Origin of the sequence: Phenylobacterium sp. (assembly GCF_037968635.1) — a bacterium.
Taxonomy (GTDB): Bacteria; Pseudomonadota; Alphaproteobacteria; order Caulobacterales; family Caulobacteraceae; genus Phenylobacterium.
The window spans coordinates 1-15,770 of record NZ_JBBKVV010000101.1 but is presented as its reverse complement, the minus strand read 5'-3'; the positions used below and the strand labels follow the sequence as shown (position 1 = coordinate 15,770).

Here is a 15,770-nt window from a genome sequence, read left to right as displayed (position 1 = left end):
GCCTGATCTCGTCCGGGCGCGCCGGGGCCGTGGGGGCGTCCTGCGCGGAGGTGAGGCCGGCGCCGTCGCTGGGGGCGGCGTCCTGCGCCGGGGCGGCCAGGCGCTCGAAGCGCTGATGTTCCTCGGCCGAGGCGGCCGGCGCGGCCAGGGCGCTGGCGGCGACCACGAAGGCGGCCAGGATCTCGGACGGCGTGTCGTGCGGGCTGACGGCCGGGGCGTCGTGGGCCTGGGCGGTCATGTCGAAGAAGGCGGCGGCCACCACCAGGGCGACGAAGGTCTGGGCCTGGCGGGCGGCCATCGGCACCACCACCTCGCCCTGGCCCTCGCGCCAGTCGGCGCCCAGCAGGCGGTCGACGGCGGTCCAGAGCGTATCGTCCTCCTCCACCACGTCGGCGGCGGCGTCATGGATCACGAACTGGCCGTTGATCCGCGCGACATGGACCAGAACCTCGTCGTTCTCGTCGGTGATCACGCACCAGGGGTCGCCGGCGTCGGTGGCGCCATAGACCACCCGGACGTGAATGCCGTCCGCGGCCAGCCGGTCGGCCAGTTCCGACAGCCGCGCGCGCTCGCCGGGCGACCAGCCGCCGGTGTCGGGACGAGGCGTGAACGGGACGACGTTGCTCATGGGGGCTCAGGCGGTCCTTCAGGTCCCGAAGGCGCGGGGCGCGTCGGGGAAGATCTGGGCGGCGTCCCCGAACAGCAGCCGGTTCAGCTCAGGCTCGTAATAGGCGAGCAAGGTGCGGGCGAAGTGGGCGCGATCAAGGCCGACCGCAAGGGCCCAGGCCCCCTGCATCTCGATCGGAACGCGGCCCAGGCCGCTCTCCACCTGCGAGACGAAGGTGTAATACCGCATGCCCACCCGCTCGGCCAGTTCGGCCTGGGTCAGGCCCGCGGCCTCGCGCCCGGCCTTCAGCCAGCGCCCGGCTTCCTGCCGCAGGCTCTTGGTGGCCGCCGCTCGCGCCGGATCAACAGCGGCTCTGGGCATGGGAAAACAACTCCTGGGTTACGCCATCTTGCCGCCGCAATCGGGCCGATATACAGTTCTTACGAAACACATTAATACACGACGTATAACGCCTCGTCGCTGACCATAGACGCCGTCCGCCTCTTCGTCTTCATCTTTCCGGAAATCGCATGTCGCCTCGCCACCTCCTGCTCGCCGCGGCCTCCCCCCTGTGCCTGATGGCCGCGCCCGCCTGGGCCGAGACCGCGATCTCCACGGCGGTGACCACGCCGATCGCCACGGCCACGGCCGCCAGCGGCGCCCGGGACGATGTAAAGGTCACCTCGGCGGGCTCCATCAAGGTCACCAGCGGCGCGGCCCTGACGCTGAACAGCGACAACAACGTCACCCATGAGGGCGCGATCTCCATCTCCGACGCCAGCAATGCGACGGGCCTGGCCATCGTCGGGGGCAATACCGGGGAGGTGAAGCTGTCGGGCTCGATCGTCGTGGACGAGAGCACCGAGCTGAAGGACACCGATTCCGACGGCGACCTCGACGGGCAGTTCGCGGTGGGCTCGAACCGGGTCGGCGTGAGGGTCACCGGTCCCGCCACCTTCCATGGCTCGATCACCCAGACCGGCGGGTCGATCACCGTGGAGGGTAATGATTCAGCCGGCGTCGCGCTGGAGAGCGCCATCGACGGGTCCCTGCAGACCGCGGGGATCATCTCGGTGATCGGCGACCGGTCCTATGGGCTGCACGCCCTGGGCACGGTCGGTGGCGACGTGGTGGTGACCGGGAGCGTCACCGCCCAGGGCAAGGACTCCGTGGGCGTGGCCCTGGAAGAAAATGTCGGCGGCAAGCTCTCCATCAATTCCGTCGTGGGGGCGAGCGGCTTCCGCACCACGACGCGGGGAACCGACGCTGTGGTGGCCAAGCTGGACGCCGATGACCTGCTGATCGGCGGGCCGGCCGTGCGGGTGCGCGGCGACCTGTTCGGCGGCCTGGTGGTGGGCGCCGCGGGCTCGGCCAGCGCCTACGGCTCGGCGCCTGGGGTGCTGATCGGTTCGGAGCTCCGCAGCGTCCGCCTGGGCGTGTTGGGGACCGGCGCCGACGCCTTCGGCTTCATGAACAAGGGTACGGTCCAGGGCGTCGGCATCTATGACGGCGTGAACGCCATCGGCCTGAAGTTCGGCGGCCTGGGCGGCGGCGTGACCGTGGACGGCGGCATATGGAACTCGGGCGCCATCCAGGCCACCGGGGCCAAGGCCAGCGCCACGGCGCTGTGGATGGGGACGGGCGCCCAGAGCGCCAAACTCTCCAACGCCGGGGTGATCAAGGCCTCCACGGTGGCCACCGACGCCAACGACATCCAGGCCATCCGCATCGACGCCGGGGCGTCGCTGCCCTACCTGGCCAACAGCGGCTCCATCAGCGCCGTCGTCAACGGGTCCAAGGCCTCGGCCACCGCGGTGTTCGACGCCTCGGGTTCCCTGCGGACCATCGAGAACATCTATTCGGTCGTCGCCTCGGTGACCGCCACCGACACCACCGTGCCGGTGACCGGCCGCGCCATCGCCTTTGATCTGCGGGCCAACACGGCCGGTGTGCTGCTGCGCCAGTACGCCAACAGCGACACCGCCATCACGCCGACCATAGCCGGCGACGTGCTGTTCGGCTCGGGCGCGGCGCGGCTGGAGCTGCTGGCCGGGGTGCTGAACGGGGCGGTGGCCTTCGGGTCGGGCGCCGACAGCCTGGTGATCGACGGCGGGGCCAAGCTGACCGGGGCGCTCACCGACGCCGGCGGTGGGCTGACCATCGACATCGTCAAGGGCCGGCTGACCGACACCAGCACCAACGCCGTCAACCTCACCAGTCTGAACCTGGGCGCGGCCGGCGAGCTGGTGTTCACCGCCGATCCGACGAACGCCAAGGCCACCCGGTTCAACGTCTCCGGCGCGGCCAGCCTGGCGACGGGCTCGAAGATCGGCCTGACCTTCGCTTCCAAACTGCAGGCGCCCGCCAGCTTCACCCTGATCCAGGCCGGCTCGCTGACCACCGGGGTTCTGGATCAGAGCCTGCTGGGCGACACGCCGTTCCTCTACAGGACCACCTTGCGGGTCGACACCCCGACCACCAGCCTGGTGGCCGACGTTCGCCGCCGCACCGCCGCGGAAGCCAATATGACGCCGTCTGAGGCCTCGGCCTATGACGCGGTGTTCGCGGCCTTCGACAAGGACAGCAGCGTCCGCGACGCCCTGCTCTCCAAGACCACGGAGGCGGGGTTCCTGGGCCTCTATGATCAGTTCCTGCCCGACCACTCGGGTGGGCTGTTCCACACGCTCGCCGCCGCCTCCGACGCCGCGAGCCGGGGACCCGACGCCGACGCCTCCATGGTCGACACCGGCGGCGTGCGCGCCTGGACCCAGGAGATCGGGGTGATGATCAAGCGCGACACCGACCGGTCCACCGCCTACGACGCCGGCGGCTTCGGCATCGCCGCCGGGATCGAGGCGCCCGACACCGCCCTGGGCGCCATCGGCCTGCAGACCAGCTTCCTCAATGTCGATGTCGACGAGGCCGGTGCGGTGGGGTCTGAATCGCTGAGCGGTACGGTGCTGTCGGCGGGCGTCTACTGGCGCGAGAGTCTGGGGACCCTGACCGTGGGCGCCGGGATCACCGGCGGCTACGCCTCGATGAAGAGCGAGCGCGTGCTGAGCGACTCGGGCTTCACCCGCACCGCAGAGTCCGACTGGAAGGGCGCCACCGTGGCCGCCCATGCCCACGTGAACTGGAACCTGCAGGGCGACACCTTCTACGCCAAGCCCCAGGCCACGTTCGACTACTTCCTGCTCAAGGAGGGCGACCGCACCGAGGCCGGTGGTGGCGACGCCATGAACCTGGCCATCGACGAACGCTCCTCCAGCCAGGTCGCCGCCTTCGCCGGCGTCAGCGTCGGCGCGAAGTTCGGCCTGAAGGGTGATTTCCGCTGGGGACCGGAGTTGACCGCGGGCTGGCGTCAGGTGGCCGGCGACGGCGCGGACGCCACCACGGCCCGCTTCGTCAGCGGCGGATCGGCTTTCACCATCGCGGCGCCGGAACTCTCCGGCGGTGGCGCAGTTGTACGTTTGGCCCTTCGCGGTCAGAGTGACTATGTCGACTTCGCCCTGGAAGGTGGCGGAGAGATTCGCGACGACTACGAGGCGTATGACGCCCGCATCGTCGCCCGTATGGTGTTCTGAGGGGCGCATACATGACCCATCTGGCCGGAGGACTGCTGGCGCTGGCCGCTGTCCTGGTTTGCATCGCGCGACATACCGCCGGAAAGCCGCCCCTGTGGCGGTCCAAGGTGGCGTTTGTGGGCTCCGTGCTGTGCCTGACCGGCGCTGTCGTGCTGGTGGCGCTGGACCCCGCGGCGATCGGCGAGACCCCGGTTGCGGTCATCGCTGCGCTCTGCCTGTTCGAAGGCGGCATGGCCCTGATCAGCCTGATGGCCGCCGCCGGCCTGCGTCAGCCCAGGTGGTTGAGCTGAAAATCTAGAGTTTCCCCCCCGGACCCTCATCCCGGAATTCCGGGATCCGGATCACAAAGCCCCCCAGCCGATGATCCGGGCCCTGGCCTCAAGCCAGGGCGAGCGGGGGCGGGCTATTTCGGGAAGAGTTCGCCGTTTCCAGCCGGCGCCGCGGCTTCCGCCGTTCCCTTGCGGCTCAGCAGGAAGAGCGCGGTCTCCGATCGCCAGTTCTCCAGCGCCCGGGTCGGATCGATGGGGCGGGCGGGCTTGCCGGCGTTGAGCGCCGAGCAGGCCTCGATCCGCAGATCCAGGTCGTCACAGAGCGCGGTGAAGTCGTGCAGGGTGCAGAGGTGGATGTTGGGCGTCGACCACCAGGGCTCGGGCAGGGCCTTGGTCTCGGGCATGCGGCCGTTGACCATCAAGGACCAGCGGACCCGCCACTGGCCGAAATTGGGCAGGGAGACCACCGCCCGGTCGGCGATGCGCAGCAGCTCGTTCAGCACATGGCGCGGCTCGCGCATCTGCTGCAGGGTCTTGGACAGGATGGCGTAGTCGAAGGCCTGGGTGGGGAAGTGATCCAGGTCGCGGTCGCCGTCGCCCTGCACCACGGCCAGGCCGCGCGCCAGGCAGGCCGAGACACCCTGGCTGGAGATCTCCAGCCCCTGGCCGTCGACGCTCTTCTCCCGGGTCAGCAGTTCCAGCAGTTCGCCCTCGCCGCAGCCGACGTCCAGCACACGGGCGCCGGGGCGCACCAGGCGCAGGATTTCCTTGAAGTCCTCGCGGGTGGTCTTCACGCCAGCCCCCGCTTCTCGGCCGCCGAGGCCAGGAACCCGCGCAGCGCCGAGTCGAGCGCCGGCTCCTCCAGGAAGATGGCGTCATGGCCCTTGTCGGTGGTGATCTCCGCGAAGCTCGCACGGCAGCCGGCCGCGTTCAGGGCGCGGACGATGTCGCGGCTCTCGGCCGTGGCGTAGAGCCAGTCCGACGAGAAGGACAGCACGCAGAACCGCACATTGCGCGCCCGCAGGAAGGCGTTGGCCAACACGCCTTCGTGGCCGGCGGCCAGGTCGAAATAGTCCAGCGCCCGGGTGATGTAGAGATAGGAGTTGGCGTCGAAGCGGTCGACGAAGCTGGACCCCTGGTGGCGCAGGTAGCTCTCCACCTGGAAATCGGCGTCGAAGCCCCAGGACAGGCCGTCCCGCTGCAGTTCGCGGCCGAACTTCCGCTGCAGGGCGGTCTCCGACAGATAGGTGATGTGGGCGGCCATGCGGGCCACGGCCAGGCCCTTCTCGGGGCGCACGCCCTCGAGTTCGTAGGCGCCGCCGCGCCAGTCGGGGTCGGCCATGATCGCCTGGCGGCCCACCTCGTGGAAGGCGATGTTCTGGGCCGAGTGGCGGGCTGCGGCGGCCACCACGATGGCCGAGAACAGCCGCTCGGGATAGTCGGCCGCCCACTGCAGGACCTGCATCCCTCCCATCGAGGTGCCCACCACGGAGAACAGGGTCTCGATCCCGAAGGAGGCCACCAGCATGGCCTGGGCGCGGACCATGTCGGCGATGGTGATCATCGGGAAGGCCAGGCCGTAGGGCTTGCCGGTCATCGGGTCCAGCGAGGCCGGGCCCGTGGAGCCCATGCAGCCGCCGATGACATTGGGACAGATGATGAAGTGGCGGGCCGGATCCAGGGGCAGGCCGGGGCCGACCACCGTGGTCCACCAGCCGGGCTTGCCGGTCACCGGATGGGTGGAGGCCACGTGCTGGTCGCCGGTCAGGGCATGGCAGATCAGCACCGCGTTGGACTTGTCGGCGTTCAGCGTGCCGTAGGTGCGGTAGGCCATCTCCAGGGGGGCCAGGACCGCGCCGGAATCCAGGCGCAGCGGACGGTCGGCCGGCGACCTCCAGGTCCCGCCGTCGGTAGGGGTGGCGAGGGTGGCGTGGCGCACGTCGCTCATGGGCCCGCTTGGACCGCCAACCTCTTTCGCTGTCAACCGCTTCGCGTCGGCGTCGAGGCCCGCTATGAACCGAGGTGACTCCCACGCATGGGTGGGGTGACGGAGAGACCATGGACCGGCTGATCCTCCTGCGGCACGGCGAGGCCGAGCGCGACGCCCCGAGCGGCGACGATTTCGACCGCCGTCTGGCCCGGCGCGGGATCGCGGCGTCGGCCGCCATGGGTGAGACCCTGGCCGACCTCGGCTTCTGCCCCGACGTGGTCCTGGTGTCCGCCGCCGCCCGCACCCGCGACAGCTGGGAGGCGGTGTCAAAAGCCTTCCCCAAGGCGCAGGTGCGCTTCGAGGACAGCCTCTATCTGGCCGAGCCCGAGCGGGTCCGCGCCCTGGTCAAGGCGGCCGGCGCCGCCTGCGCCACGGTGATGGTGGTGGGCCACAATCCGGGCCTGCAGGACCTTACCGTCCAGATGCTGCGCGCCGGCGGCGCGCCCCCGGCCCTGATCGCCAAGGCCCAGAACGGCTTTCCGACGGCGGCCGCGGCGGTCTTCCTCTTCGACCACGCCGGCCGCCCGTCCTATGACGGCCTGTTTTTCCCGGGGCGGTGATGAGCGCCGCCGCAGATTTTCCCTTCTCCCCTTGCGGGAGAAGGTGGCCGGTCGGAGACCGGTCGGATGAGGGGTCGCGCAGACCTTTCCGAATAGACTCCGCTCATCCCGGCGAAGGCCGGGGCCCAGATTCATCCCAGGCCATGGGGCATGATCTCTGGTCGTTAGGGGCTAAGGTTCATATCGCGGTGGGCTTCGCCTGGATCCCGACCTTCGCCGGGACGAGCGGATGAGGGAAGCGCCGGCGCGACCCCTCATCCGACCCCGCTCCGCGGGGCCACCTTCTCCCGCAAGGGGAGAAGGACACACTTTTGCTCACCGGACGCCATGACCCGCATCTACAAGATCCTGTCCCGCGCCGAGTGGAACGCCGCGCAGACCGCCGGGAGTTTCCTGGGGTCGGCCGTCGATCTGACCGACGGATTCATCCACTTCTCCACCGGGGCCCAGGCCCTGGAGACCGCGCGGCGCTACTTCAAGGACCTGGCTGACCTCGTGGTGCTGGAGGTCGAGAGCGACGACCTGGGCGCCGCCCTGCGCTGGGAGCCATCGCGGGGCGGGGACCTGTTCCCCCATCTCTATGACGTGCTGACGCCTGGCCAGGTGCGCGCGGTGACGCCGGCCCCGCTCGGCCCCGACGGCGTGCCGGTGCTGGGAGACCTCGCGTGATCCACGACCTCGCCGCCCGCGTTCTGCATGTGCTCGATCCCGAGGACGCCCACGGTCTCACGATCAAAGGTCTGGCGATGGGGCTTGGGCCCCGAGCCGGCCGTGACGACCCCATCCTGGCCACCACGGTGGCGGGGCTGTCCCTGCCCAACTGTGTGGGCCTGGCGCCCGGCTTCGACAAGAACGCCCAGGTCTTCGGCCCCATGCTGGCGGCGGGCTTCGGCTTTGTGGAGTGCGGCACGGTCACGCCGCTGGCCCAGGCCGGCAATCCGCGCCCGCGCCTGTTCCGGCTGACGCAAGACGAGGCCGTCATCAACCGGATGGGCTTCAACAATGAGGGGCTCGAACCCTTCGCCGCGCGACTGGCGAAACGCGGGCCGGGCGTGATCGGGGCCAATATCGGCGCCAACAAGGACGCCAGCGACCGCATCGGCGACTACGTCACGGGCCTGACCCGGCTGTGGGGCCTGGCCTCCTATTTCACCATCAACATCTCCTCGCCCAATACGCCGGGCCTGCGCGCCCTGCAGACCAAGGCGGCGCTGGAGGATCTGTTGGGCCGGCTGGCCGAGACCCGCGACGGCCTGCCGCCCGCGGGCCGCGCGCCGATGTTCCTGAAGGTCGCGCCGGACCTGGAGGCGGGCGAGGTGGAGGCCATCGTCGAGACCGTGATCGCCAACGGCCTGTCGGGCGTCATCGTCTCCAACACCACCATCAGCCGGCCTGACCTGGCCTCGTCCCACGCCGGTGAGGCGGGTGGCCTGTCGGGGGCGCCGCTAAGGAGTCTGGCCCAGAAGATGATGGGAGAATTCCACACCGCCGCCGCGGGCCGGGTGGCCCTGATCGGCGCGGGCGGCGTCGCCTCGGGCGCCGACGCCTATGCCCGCATCCGGGCGGGTGCGTCGGCCGTGCAGCTCTACTCGGCCATGGTGTTCGGCGGGCCCGGACTGGTGCGGCGCATCAAGGCCGACCTGGCCCAGCGCCTGAAGGCCGACGGCTTCACCAGCGTCGCCGCCGCGGTCGGGACCTAATTCGCCGGGCGCGCGAACAGACGTCGCGTTGCCGAAAGCCCCACGGTGAAGTAGGGGGAAGTCTTATGGCGGACGCCCCTCAGCCTCAGGCGCCCCCGAGGCGAACCAGACGGCGGTTCTTCTGGCCGGGCGGCCTCTCCGCGCGCCTGCTGATTCTCACCATCCTGTTCGTCGCCTCGGCCGGCGCCCTGGCCCTGCCGCCAGCCCTGGCGGCCTTCGAGGAACAGTGGCTGCTGGACCGGGTCCGCGCCGCCGAACTGGCCACCATCGCCCCCGATGTCGCCCCCGACCGGGTGGTGAGCGAGGCCCTGGCCGCCCAGCTGCTGGAGGGCGCGGGGGTGCAGCGGGTGGCGATCCAGACCGAGGGCATGCGCCGCCTGGTGCTGCAGGGGCCCAAGCTGGAACGCGCGCCCTATCTGGTGGATCTGCGTGACCAGGCGCCGGTCTCCTGGCTGGCGGCGCCCTTTCAGACCCTGCTGGGCGGCGGCGAGGGCCGGATGGTGCGCGTGATCGCCGAACCCCGCATCCGCAAGGCCGACTTCATCGAGATCGTCGCTCCCGACGCCGAGCTGAAACGCGAGCTGACCCGGTATCTCTGGCAGTTGCTGCTGGTCATGGCCTTCGTGGCCATGGTGGCCGGGATACTGGTCTATCTGTCCCTGGCCTTTTTCCTGGTCCGGCCCATGCAGCGGATCACCCACGCCATGGAGCGGTTCCGCGCCGATCCGGACGATCCCGCCTCCCACCTCGATCCCTCCGGCCGACGCGACGAGATCGGCCGCGCCGAGGTGGAGCTGGACCTGATGCAGGCGGACCTGCGGGTGGCGCTCAATTCCCGCGCCCGGCTGGCGGCCCTGGGCGAGGCCGTGGCCAAGATCAATCACGACCTGCGCAACATGCTCACCAGCGCCCAGATCGCCTCGGAGCGGCTGGCGGATTCGCGCGACCCCAAGGTGGCCCAGGCCCTGCCGCGCCTGGAACGGGCCCTGGATCGGGCCGTCAAGCTGGCCACCGACGTCCTGGTCTACGGCAAGACCCAGGAGGCCGCCCCCGACGTCGGCCCCGTGGCGCTCGCGCCAGCCCTGGAGATGGCCGCCGAGGAGGCCCGCCTGTCACCGGAGGGCGTGCGCCTGGAGAGCAGCATCGACGCCGCCGACCAGATCATCGCTGACCCCGACCAGCTTCACCGCATCGTCGTCAACCTGCTGCGCAACGCTCGCGAGGCCATCGAGCAGCAGGATGGTCGCCTAGCCCCCGGCGTGGTCACCGTCTCCATGCGGCAGGCCGACGGCGCGACCCTGATCTGTTTCGCCGACGACGGTCCCGGGGTCTCCAAACGGGCCCAGGAACGGATATTCCAGCCCTTCGCCGGGTCCAGCCGTCCGGGGGGCGCGGGGCTTGGCCTGGCCATCGCCCGCGAGCTGGCCCAGGGGCACGGCGGGGACCTGATCCTTGCCGAGACCGGGGACCATGGCTCGGTGTTCGAACTGCGCCTGCCGGGCGCGCCGCCGCGGCTGAAAGCCAAGCGGGCGAGAGCCAGGCCGGCCTAGGTCTTTCTCCGCAAGGGGAAAAGGCGGCGCCTCAGGGCGCCTTGGCGATCCCCTCACGCCGCGGATCGGCCGCGCCGGCGAGACCCGTCGGGGTCATGACGATGGCGTGCAGACCGGAATCTTCGCCGCCGCCGGTCCTCAGGACCACGCCCTTGGCCGCCAGGCCCTCCACCACGCCGGGCGGGAACTTGGCCGGCTCGGCGGCATAGCCGCCGCCGCGTGCGATCAGGTTGGGGAGGGCGATGGCCTGGTCGATGGGCAGCTTCCAGTCGAGGAAGGCCACCAGGGCCTTGAGGTTGTAGGCCAGGATCGCCGAGCCGCCGGGAGAGCCGACGGCGGCCACAAACCGGCCGTCCTTGTCCAGCACCACGGCCGGCGCCATCGAGGATCGGGGCCGCTTGCCGCCGGCCACGGCGTTGGCGGCCGGAACCCCGTCCTTTTCCTTCGGTGCGAAGGAGAAATCGGTGAGCTGGTTGTTGAGGAAGAAGCCGTTCACCATCCGGCCGTTGCCGAAGATGCTCTCCACGGTGGTGGTCATGGAGACCGCGTTCCCCGCCGCGTCGACGATGACCAGGTGCGAGGTGCCGCCGGGCTCGAGGGTGGCGTCGGGCGCGCGGAGGCCGGCGCCCTTCGGCTTGCCGGGTCCCGGGGCGGGGCCGGCGGTGTCGGGTTGGATCAGGGCCGCGCGGCCGGCGGCATAGGCCTTGTCCAACAGACCCGCAGTGGGCACGTCCACGAAATCGGGATCGCCCATGTAGCGGTCACGGTCGGCGTACATCAGCCGACTGGCCTGGGAGAACAGATACCAGCCCTGGGTGTCGTTGGGATGGGCCGCGATATCGGTGTGTTCCAGGATGGCCAGGCCCTCCAGAACGGCGGGACCCCCGGACGGCGCGGGCGGGGTGCAGACCACATAGATGCGGAACGGGCGGCAGGTGGCGGCGGTGACCTTGGGCTTGTAGCCCGCGAGGTCGGCCAGGGTCATCGTGCTGGGCCGTTCGCCCTGATGCAGGCGCGCGACGATGGCCTCGGCCACCGGGCCTTCCAGGATCGCCTTGGGACCCTCGGCGGCGATCTTGCGCACCGTGGCGGCGTAGGCGGGGTTCCTCAGGGTGTCGCCCGCCTTCATGCGGGTCCCGTCAGGGTTGGTGAAGTAGGCCACCGTGTCCGGGGCGCTGGCCTGGGGGAAGCGGCCGACGATCATGCCGGCCAGGCGCGGGCTGACCTTGAAGCCCTCGTCGGCCAGCTTCTCGGCGTCGCCGAACAGGCTGTTCCAGGCAAGCTTGCCGTGTTGCGACTGAGCCAGGGACAGCATGGCGACAGCGCCGGGAACGCCGGAGGAGCGGCCGCTCATCAGGGCGGCGACGAAGGGCAGGGGTTTGCCGCTCTCGTCCGTGAACAAGGCGTCGGTAGCGCCGGCGGGCGCGGTCTCGCGGCCGTTATAGGCGGTCACCTTGCGGGTCCTGGCGTCGTAATAGGTCATGAAGGCGCCGCCCCCGAGACCCGAGCTCTGCGGCTCCACCAGGCCCAACACCGCCTGCACCGCGACGGCGGCGTCCACCGCCGAACCGCCTCGGCGAAGCACGTTGACGCCCGCCTCCACCGCCAGCGGATTGGCGGCGGCCACCATGCCCGTCCCCACGCCAGCTACGGGGGCGGCAGGGGCGGGCTTCAGGGAGGCGCAGGCGCTGGCCAGGGTGGCCAGCAGGACGATGCTCAGGCGCTTGAATTGCGACACGGAAGGACCACGCGGAAATGAGGAACTGAAATGGACAGGCGTCACCATAGCGAGCCGTGCGTGGACAAGAAACGGCAAGCCATGCACTTGGTTCGATCATGAGCCAGAAGTCCCCCGCCGCTCCCGGAATGCGCAATCTGATCACCGATGTGCCCGGCCTGAGGGTCGGCCAGGCCCAGGACCTCGCCGCCCGGACCGGCGTCACCGTCATTCTGCCCGACGACCGGGCGGTGGCGGCCTGCGACGTGCGCGGCGGCGGGCCGGGCACGCGGGAGACCGATGCGCTGGCGCCGGAGAACCTGGTGGAGGCCATCGACGCCATCGTGCTGTCGGGGGGCTCGGTCTACGGCCTGGCCGCCGCCGACGGGGTGGTGAGCTGGCTTGGGGCCCGGGGCCGGGGCTATGGCCTGGTGGACCGCCCTGGCGTGCCGAAGTCGCCGGTGGTCCCGGGCGCGATCCTCTATGACGTCGCCAACGGCGGCGACCGCGCCTGGGGCGAGGATCCGCCCTATCGCCGGCTGGGCCGTGAGGCCGTCGAGGCCGCCGGCCTGGACTTCCAGCTTGGCACGCAAGGGGCCGGGACCGGCGCCATGGCGGGGTCGCTGAAGGGGGGGACCGGCTCGGCCTCGATCCTCGCAGGAGACGGAATCGCCGTGGGCGCCGTGGTCTGCGTCAACAGCTTCGGCTCGGTGGTGTCGGGCGACAACAGGACCTTCTGGGCCGCCCCCTTCGAGATGAACGGCGAGTTCGGCGGCCTGGGGTCGGCGGGACTTTCGGCCCGGCCCGACATCTGGGATCTGGCCAAGGCCGACCCGCAGGCGCGGATGAACACCACTATCGCCTGCGTCGCCACTGACGTGATGCTGACGCCGGCCCAGGCCAAGCGGGTGGCGATCATGGCCCAGGACGGCCTGGCCCGGTCGATCCGCCCCATCCATGCCCCCTTCGATGGCGATGTGGTGTTCGCGATGTCCACCGGCCGCCGGGCCTTGGAGGGCGGTGATTTCACGGTCGCCCGCATCGGAGCGCTGGCCGCCGACTGCCTGGCCCGCGCCGTGGCCCGCGCGGTCTACGAGGCGACGCCCTGGCCGGGGTCCGACGTACGGTGCTGGCGCGATCTCTAAGCTGGGGCGACGCCTTGCTGCGCCGCCCGGGAGATCGTATTCCCAGGGCCTGATCGGGCGCGGAACGGCCCTCTGAAAACGGGGCGGGACCTTTGGCGTCGCGACTGGCGATCTACCATCCGTCGGGCCAGTTCAACCTGGTCAACAATCCGTTCGGCAAGGACGTGGCCAACCTGGAGCTGTTCCGGGCGCTGGCCGCGCACGGCGGGTTCGACCAGGTCACCTTCCTCAGCCAGGCCAGCATCTCCGACGCCGACCTGCGCAAGGGCCTGCTGGGCGACGCGCCGGGCGGCGCGGCGCTCGCCACCAACAGCCTGCTGGCGCAGGGCGCCATCGCCCAGTCGGGCGTCATGCTGCGCGGCACGCCGGGCCTGTCGGACATCTCCTGGCTGCGGCGGCGCGCCGTGGGTGATCGCGCCTACAGCCTGATGGGCCTGGTCCACACCCTGGCGCCGCCGGCCCTGCGCGCCGACATGGCCACGGCCGCCATCTCCCCGATCCAGCCGTGGGACGCCCTGATCTGCACCTCGCCTTCGGTGCAGGACGCCCTGAACCAGATGTTCGACGAATGGTCGGGCTTCCTGGCCGACCGCTTCGGCGGCGGGAAGAATCCCAAGCCCTACCTGCCGCTCATCCCGCTCGGGGTCGACCAGCCCGCCATCCAGGCCCGCGCCGACCGCCCCGACGTCCGCGCCCGGGTGCGCGAGGAGCTGGCCATCGCGCCCGACGACATCCTGGTCCTGTGGCTGGGCCGGCTGTCCTTCTTCGAGAAGGCCGCGCCGCAGCCGATGTTCCGCGCCATCGAGGAGGCCGCCCAGGCCAGCGGCGTGAAGGCCCACTTCGCCATGGTCGGCTGGTTTCCTAACGGCGACCAGGACCGCGCCCGCTATCAGGCGGCCGCCGACGCCTATGCGCCCTCCGTTTCGGTCCACTTCCTGGACGGCAACGACCAGGGCCGCGTGGGGTCGTTCTGGGCGGGCTCGGACATCTTCATCTCGCTGGTGGACAACATCCAGGAGACCTTCGGCATCACGCCGGTGGAGGCCATGGCCGCGGGCCTGCCTGTGGTGGTGAGTGATTGGGACGGGTACCGCTACACGGTCCAGGACGGGGAGCAGGGCTTCCTGATCCCGACCCTGGGCGGCCCGGCGGGCGGCGTCAGCGTCGCGGCCGCCGAGCGCCACGTCCAGGGGCTGGACTCCTATCAGCAGTATGTCGGCGGTCTGGCCCAGCACACCGCGGTCCATGTCGGGCGCGCGGCCCAGGCCATCGCCGCCCTTATCGCCTCGCCAGACCTGCGCCGGCGCATGGGCGAGGCCGGTCGCAAGCGGGTGCGGGAGGTTTTCGACTGGCCGGTGGTGGCCCGGCAGTACGCGGGCCTGGCCGACGAGCTGACCGCGATCCGTGAGGCCTCGCCCCCGGACGCCACCCAGGGGCGGTTCAATCCGGTGAAGGGTGATCCCAACTCCGACTTCGCGGGCTTTCCCAACCAGGTCCAGAGCCTGGACACCTTGCTCCATGTCCGCCCCGGCGTGACGGGCGCCGACGTCGACCGGGCCATGGGCCTGGACCTCGACCGTTTCGCCAGCGCCTGGCGCTGTACGGGGCCGGAATGCGTTCAGGTGCTCGCCGTCCTGGGCGGGGAGAGCCGTTCGGTGAAGGATGTCCTGCTGGCCTTCCCGGTCGACCGCCGCCGGCCGGTTCAGATGGGCCTGATGTGGATGTGCAAGCTCGGGATGCTGGACTGGCTCTAGGGCGCGTCAGGGTTGAATGGACGCCGGTTAGCCCGCTCGACGCGCTCTACACTTTTGAATTTGGAGCCTTTTTAGAAGGGACAAATGATTCCATCTGACCCTGAGCGGCTCTAGGCGTTGATCTTGCGCGTATAGAGCTGGCCGATGGGGGCGCCCATGAAGATGTTCATCTTGCGCTGGAAGATGTTCATGAAGGCGTCGATGGCGGGCTTGGGCATCTTCAGCACGTCCTGGGTCCCCGGACGGTCCATGGACCACAGATAGTCGTCGAAGATCATCAGGCCGCCGACCTTCAGCACCTGGAACGCCATCACCGCGTCCATCAGAACGTCAGGCGCCTGGTGCGAGCCGTCGATGTAGACGAGGTCAAAATATTCGGTCTTCCCCTCGGCGATCAGCTTGGCCAGGGCCAGGTTGGAGAAGGTCTTCAGCTTGTTGATCTCGACCGTGTGGGGGGTCGTCCCTCGCGCGACCTCGATGTTGCGGTCAAAGCGCTGCTCCACATCGGGCATGGAGGTCTCGATCTCACCGCCCTTCTGATGCTCGATCCCGCCGCCCCAGGTGTCGACGCACCAGATTTCGATATCGCCCTGCGCGGCGATCGAACAGCATTCGACCATCCAGACCGTCGACCGGCCCTCGAACGAGCCGATCTCCAGGATTTTCCGTGGCTTGTCCTTGTTGATGATCTGACGCCAAGTCGGGATATTGCCCGTGAACCAGTCCCGGGAAAACTCGTACAGCGGGATGGTCGGAGCCGCGGAGGTGTCGGTCATGTGGTTCGCCCCTTGGGCGGACTCCCGGCCCACCTCTCGTTTCGTTGTCTCGTATGTTTGCTCTCTCCCGGCGCGTCAAGTTGACGAAAGCCGTCACGCTCGCCTCGAAAGGTGCGAG

13 protein-coding genes and 1 pseudogene are annotated in these 15,770 nt (G+C 70.1%); 8 read left to right on the top strand and 6 right to left on the bottom strand.

Features of this window, described 5'->3' with window-relative positions:
• Positions 1-628: pseudogene (locus AAC997_RS12150) on the bottom strand (hypothetical protein); the annotation flags it as partial.
• 18 nt (positions 629-646) lie between these two features.
• Entirely contained in the window at positions 647-988 is a 342-nt protein-coding gene (locus tag AAC997_RS12145) for a helix-turn-helix transcriptional regulator (protein ID WP_340645959.1), read from the bottom strand.
• 149 nt (positions 989-1,137) lie between these two features.
• On the opposite strand from AAC997_RS12145, the gene AAC997_RS12140 reads away from it, so the two are divergent.
• Positions 1,138-4,191, top strand: coding sequence for an autotransporter outer membrane beta-barrel domain-containing protein (locus AAC997_RS12140; RefSeq protein ID WP_340645958.1), 3,054 nt, complete (start codon positions 1,138-1,140; stop codon positions 4,189-4,191).
• Between the two features lie 11 nt (positions 4,192-4,202).
• Positions 4,203-4,481 (top strand): hypothetical protein, encoded by a 279-nt coding sequence (locus tag AAC997_RS12135; protein ID WP_340645957.1) that lies wholly within the window; start codon positions 4,203-4,205, stop codon positions 4,479-4,481.
• A gap of 113 nt (positions 4,482-4,594) precedes the next feature.
• On the opposite strand, the gene metW is transcribed toward AAC997_RS12135, so the two are convergent.
• Entirely contained in the window at positions 4,595-5,254 is a 660-nt protein-coding gene (gene metW, locus AAC997_RS12130) for a methionine biosynthesis protein MetW (protein ID WP_340645956.1), read from the bottom strand.
• Positions 5,251-6,408 carry a homoserine O-acetyltransferase gene (locus tag AAC997_RS12125; RefSeq protein WP_340645955.1) on the bottom strand — a complete coding sequence of 386 codons (1,158 nt, stop codon included), beginning with the start codon at positions 6,406-6,408 and terminating at the stop codon, positions 5,251-5,253. Before AAC997_RS12125 ends, metW begins: the two co-directional genes overlap by 4 nt.
• Positions 6,409-6,518: 110 nt before the next feature.
• Between AAC997_RS12125 and AAC997_RS12120 the strand changes: the two genes are divergently transcribed.
• The 4 genes from AAC997_RS12120 (at position 6,519) to AAC997_RS12105 (ending at position 10,260) form a co-directional block, all read left to right on the top strand.
• Complete coding sequence (locus AAC997_RS12120) at positions 6,519-7,010, top strand: histidine phosphatase family protein (RefSeq protein ID WP_340645954.1); 492 nt, start codon at positions 6,519-6,521, stop codon at positions 7,008-7,010.
• 327 nt (positions 7,011-7,337) lie between these two features.
• Entirely contained in the window at positions 7,338-7,679 is a 342-nt protein-coding gene (locus AAC997_RS12115; protein WP_340645953.1) for a DUF952 domain-containing protein, read from the top strand.
• On the top strand, positions 7,676-8,710 hold the full coding sequence (locus AAC997_RS12110; protein ID WP_340645952.1) for a quinone-dependent dihydroorotate dehydrogenase: 1,035 nt from the start codon (positions 7,676-7,678) through the stop codon (positions 8,708-8,710). The genes AAC997_RS12115 and AAC997_RS12110 overlap by 4 nt, the downstream gene beginning before the upstream one ends.
• A gap of 65 nt (positions 8,711-8,775) precedes the next feature.
• Entirely contained in the window at positions 8,776-10,260 is a 1,485-nt protein-coding gene (locus tag AAC997_RS12105) for a HAMP domain-containing sensor histidine kinase (RefSeq protein WP_340645951.1), read from the top strand.
• A gap of 31 nt (positions 10,261-10,291) precedes the next feature.
• On the opposite strand, the gene AAC997_RS12100 is transcribed toward AAC997_RS12105, so the two are convergent.
• Positions 10,292-12,046, bottom strand: a complete 1,755-nt coding sequence (locus AAC997_RS12100) for a gamma-glutamyltransferase family protein (protein ID WP_340645950.1) — start codon at positions 12,044-12,046, stop codon at positions 10,292-10,294.
• A 50-nt stretch (positions 12,047-12,096) separates the two neighbouring features.
• On the opposite strand from AAC997_RS12100, the gene AAC997_RS12095 reads away from it, so the two are divergent.
• Together AAC997_RS12095 and AAC997_RS12090 are read left to right on the top strand one after the other, a co-directional pair.
• Complete coding sequence (locus AAC997_RS12095; protein ID WP_340645949.1) at positions 12,097-13,122, top strand: P1 family peptidase; 1,026 nt, start codon at positions 12,097-12,099, stop codon at positions 13,120-13,122.
• A 92-nt stretch (positions 13,123-13,214) separates the two neighbouring features.
• Positions 13,215-14,876: a glycosyltransferase family 4 protein gene (locus tag AAC997_RS12090; protein ID WP_340645948.1), complete on the top strand. Its 1,662-nt coding sequence runs from the start codon at positions 13,215-13,217 to the stop codon at positions 14,874-14,876.
• Positions 14,877-14,986: 110 nt separating this feature from the next.
• Here the strand turns inward: AAC997_RS12090 and AAC997_RS12085 are convergent, their stop codons facing one another.
• Positions 14,987-15,652 (bottom strand): class I SAM-dependent methyltransferase, encoded by a 666-nt coding sequence (locus AAC997_RS12085; protein WP_340645947.1) that lies wholly within the window; start codon positions 15,650-15,652, stop codon positions 14,987-14,989.
• Positions 15,653-15,770 lie beyond the last annotated feature (118 nt).

Excerpts from the sequence above, each read along its gene's own strand:
- AAC997_RS12105 (WP_340645951.1), top strand. The coding sequence starts at position 8,776 with ATGGCGGACGCCCCTCAGCCTCAGGCGCCCCCGAGGCGAACCAGACGG.
- AAC997_RS12140 (WP_340645958.1), top strand. The coding sequence starts at position 1,138 with ATGTCGCCTCGCCACCTCCTGCTCGCCGCGGCCTCCCCCCTGTGCCTG.
- AAC997_RS12100 (WP_340645950.1), bottom strand. The coding sequence starts at position 12,046 with ATGGTGACGCCTGTCCATTTCAGTTCCTCATTTCCGCGTGGTCCTTCC.
- AAC997_RS12115 (WP_340645953.1), top strand. The coding sequence starts at position 7,338 with ATGACCCGCATCTACAAGATCCTGTCCCGCGCCGAGTGGAACGCCGCG.
- AAC997_RS12120 (WP_340645954.1), top strand. The coding sequence starts at position 6,519 with ATGGACCGGCTGATCCTCCTGCGGCACGGCGAGGCCGAGCGCGACGCC.
- AAC997_RS12135 (WP_340645957.1), top strand. The coding sequence starts at position 4,203 with ATGACCCATCTGGCCGGAGGACTGCTGGCGCTGGCCGCTGTCCTGGTT.
- AAC997_RS12145 (WP_340645959.1), bottom strand. The coding sequence starts at position 988 with ATGCCCAGAGCCGCTGTTGATCCGGCGCGAGCGGCGGCCACCAAGAGC.
- AAC997_RS12095 (WP_340645949.1), top strand. The coding sequence starts at position 12,097 with ATGAGCCAGAAGTCCCCCGCCGCTCCCGGAATGCGCAATCTGATCACC.
- AAC997_RS12085 (WP_340645947.1), bottom strand. The coding sequence starts at position 15,652 with ATGACCGACACCTCCGCGGCTCCGACCATCCCGCTGTACGAGTTTTCC.
- AAC997_RS12125 (WP_340645955.1), bottom strand. The coding sequence starts at position 6,408 with ATGAGCGACGTGCGCCACGCCACCCTCGCCACCCCTACCGACGGCGGG.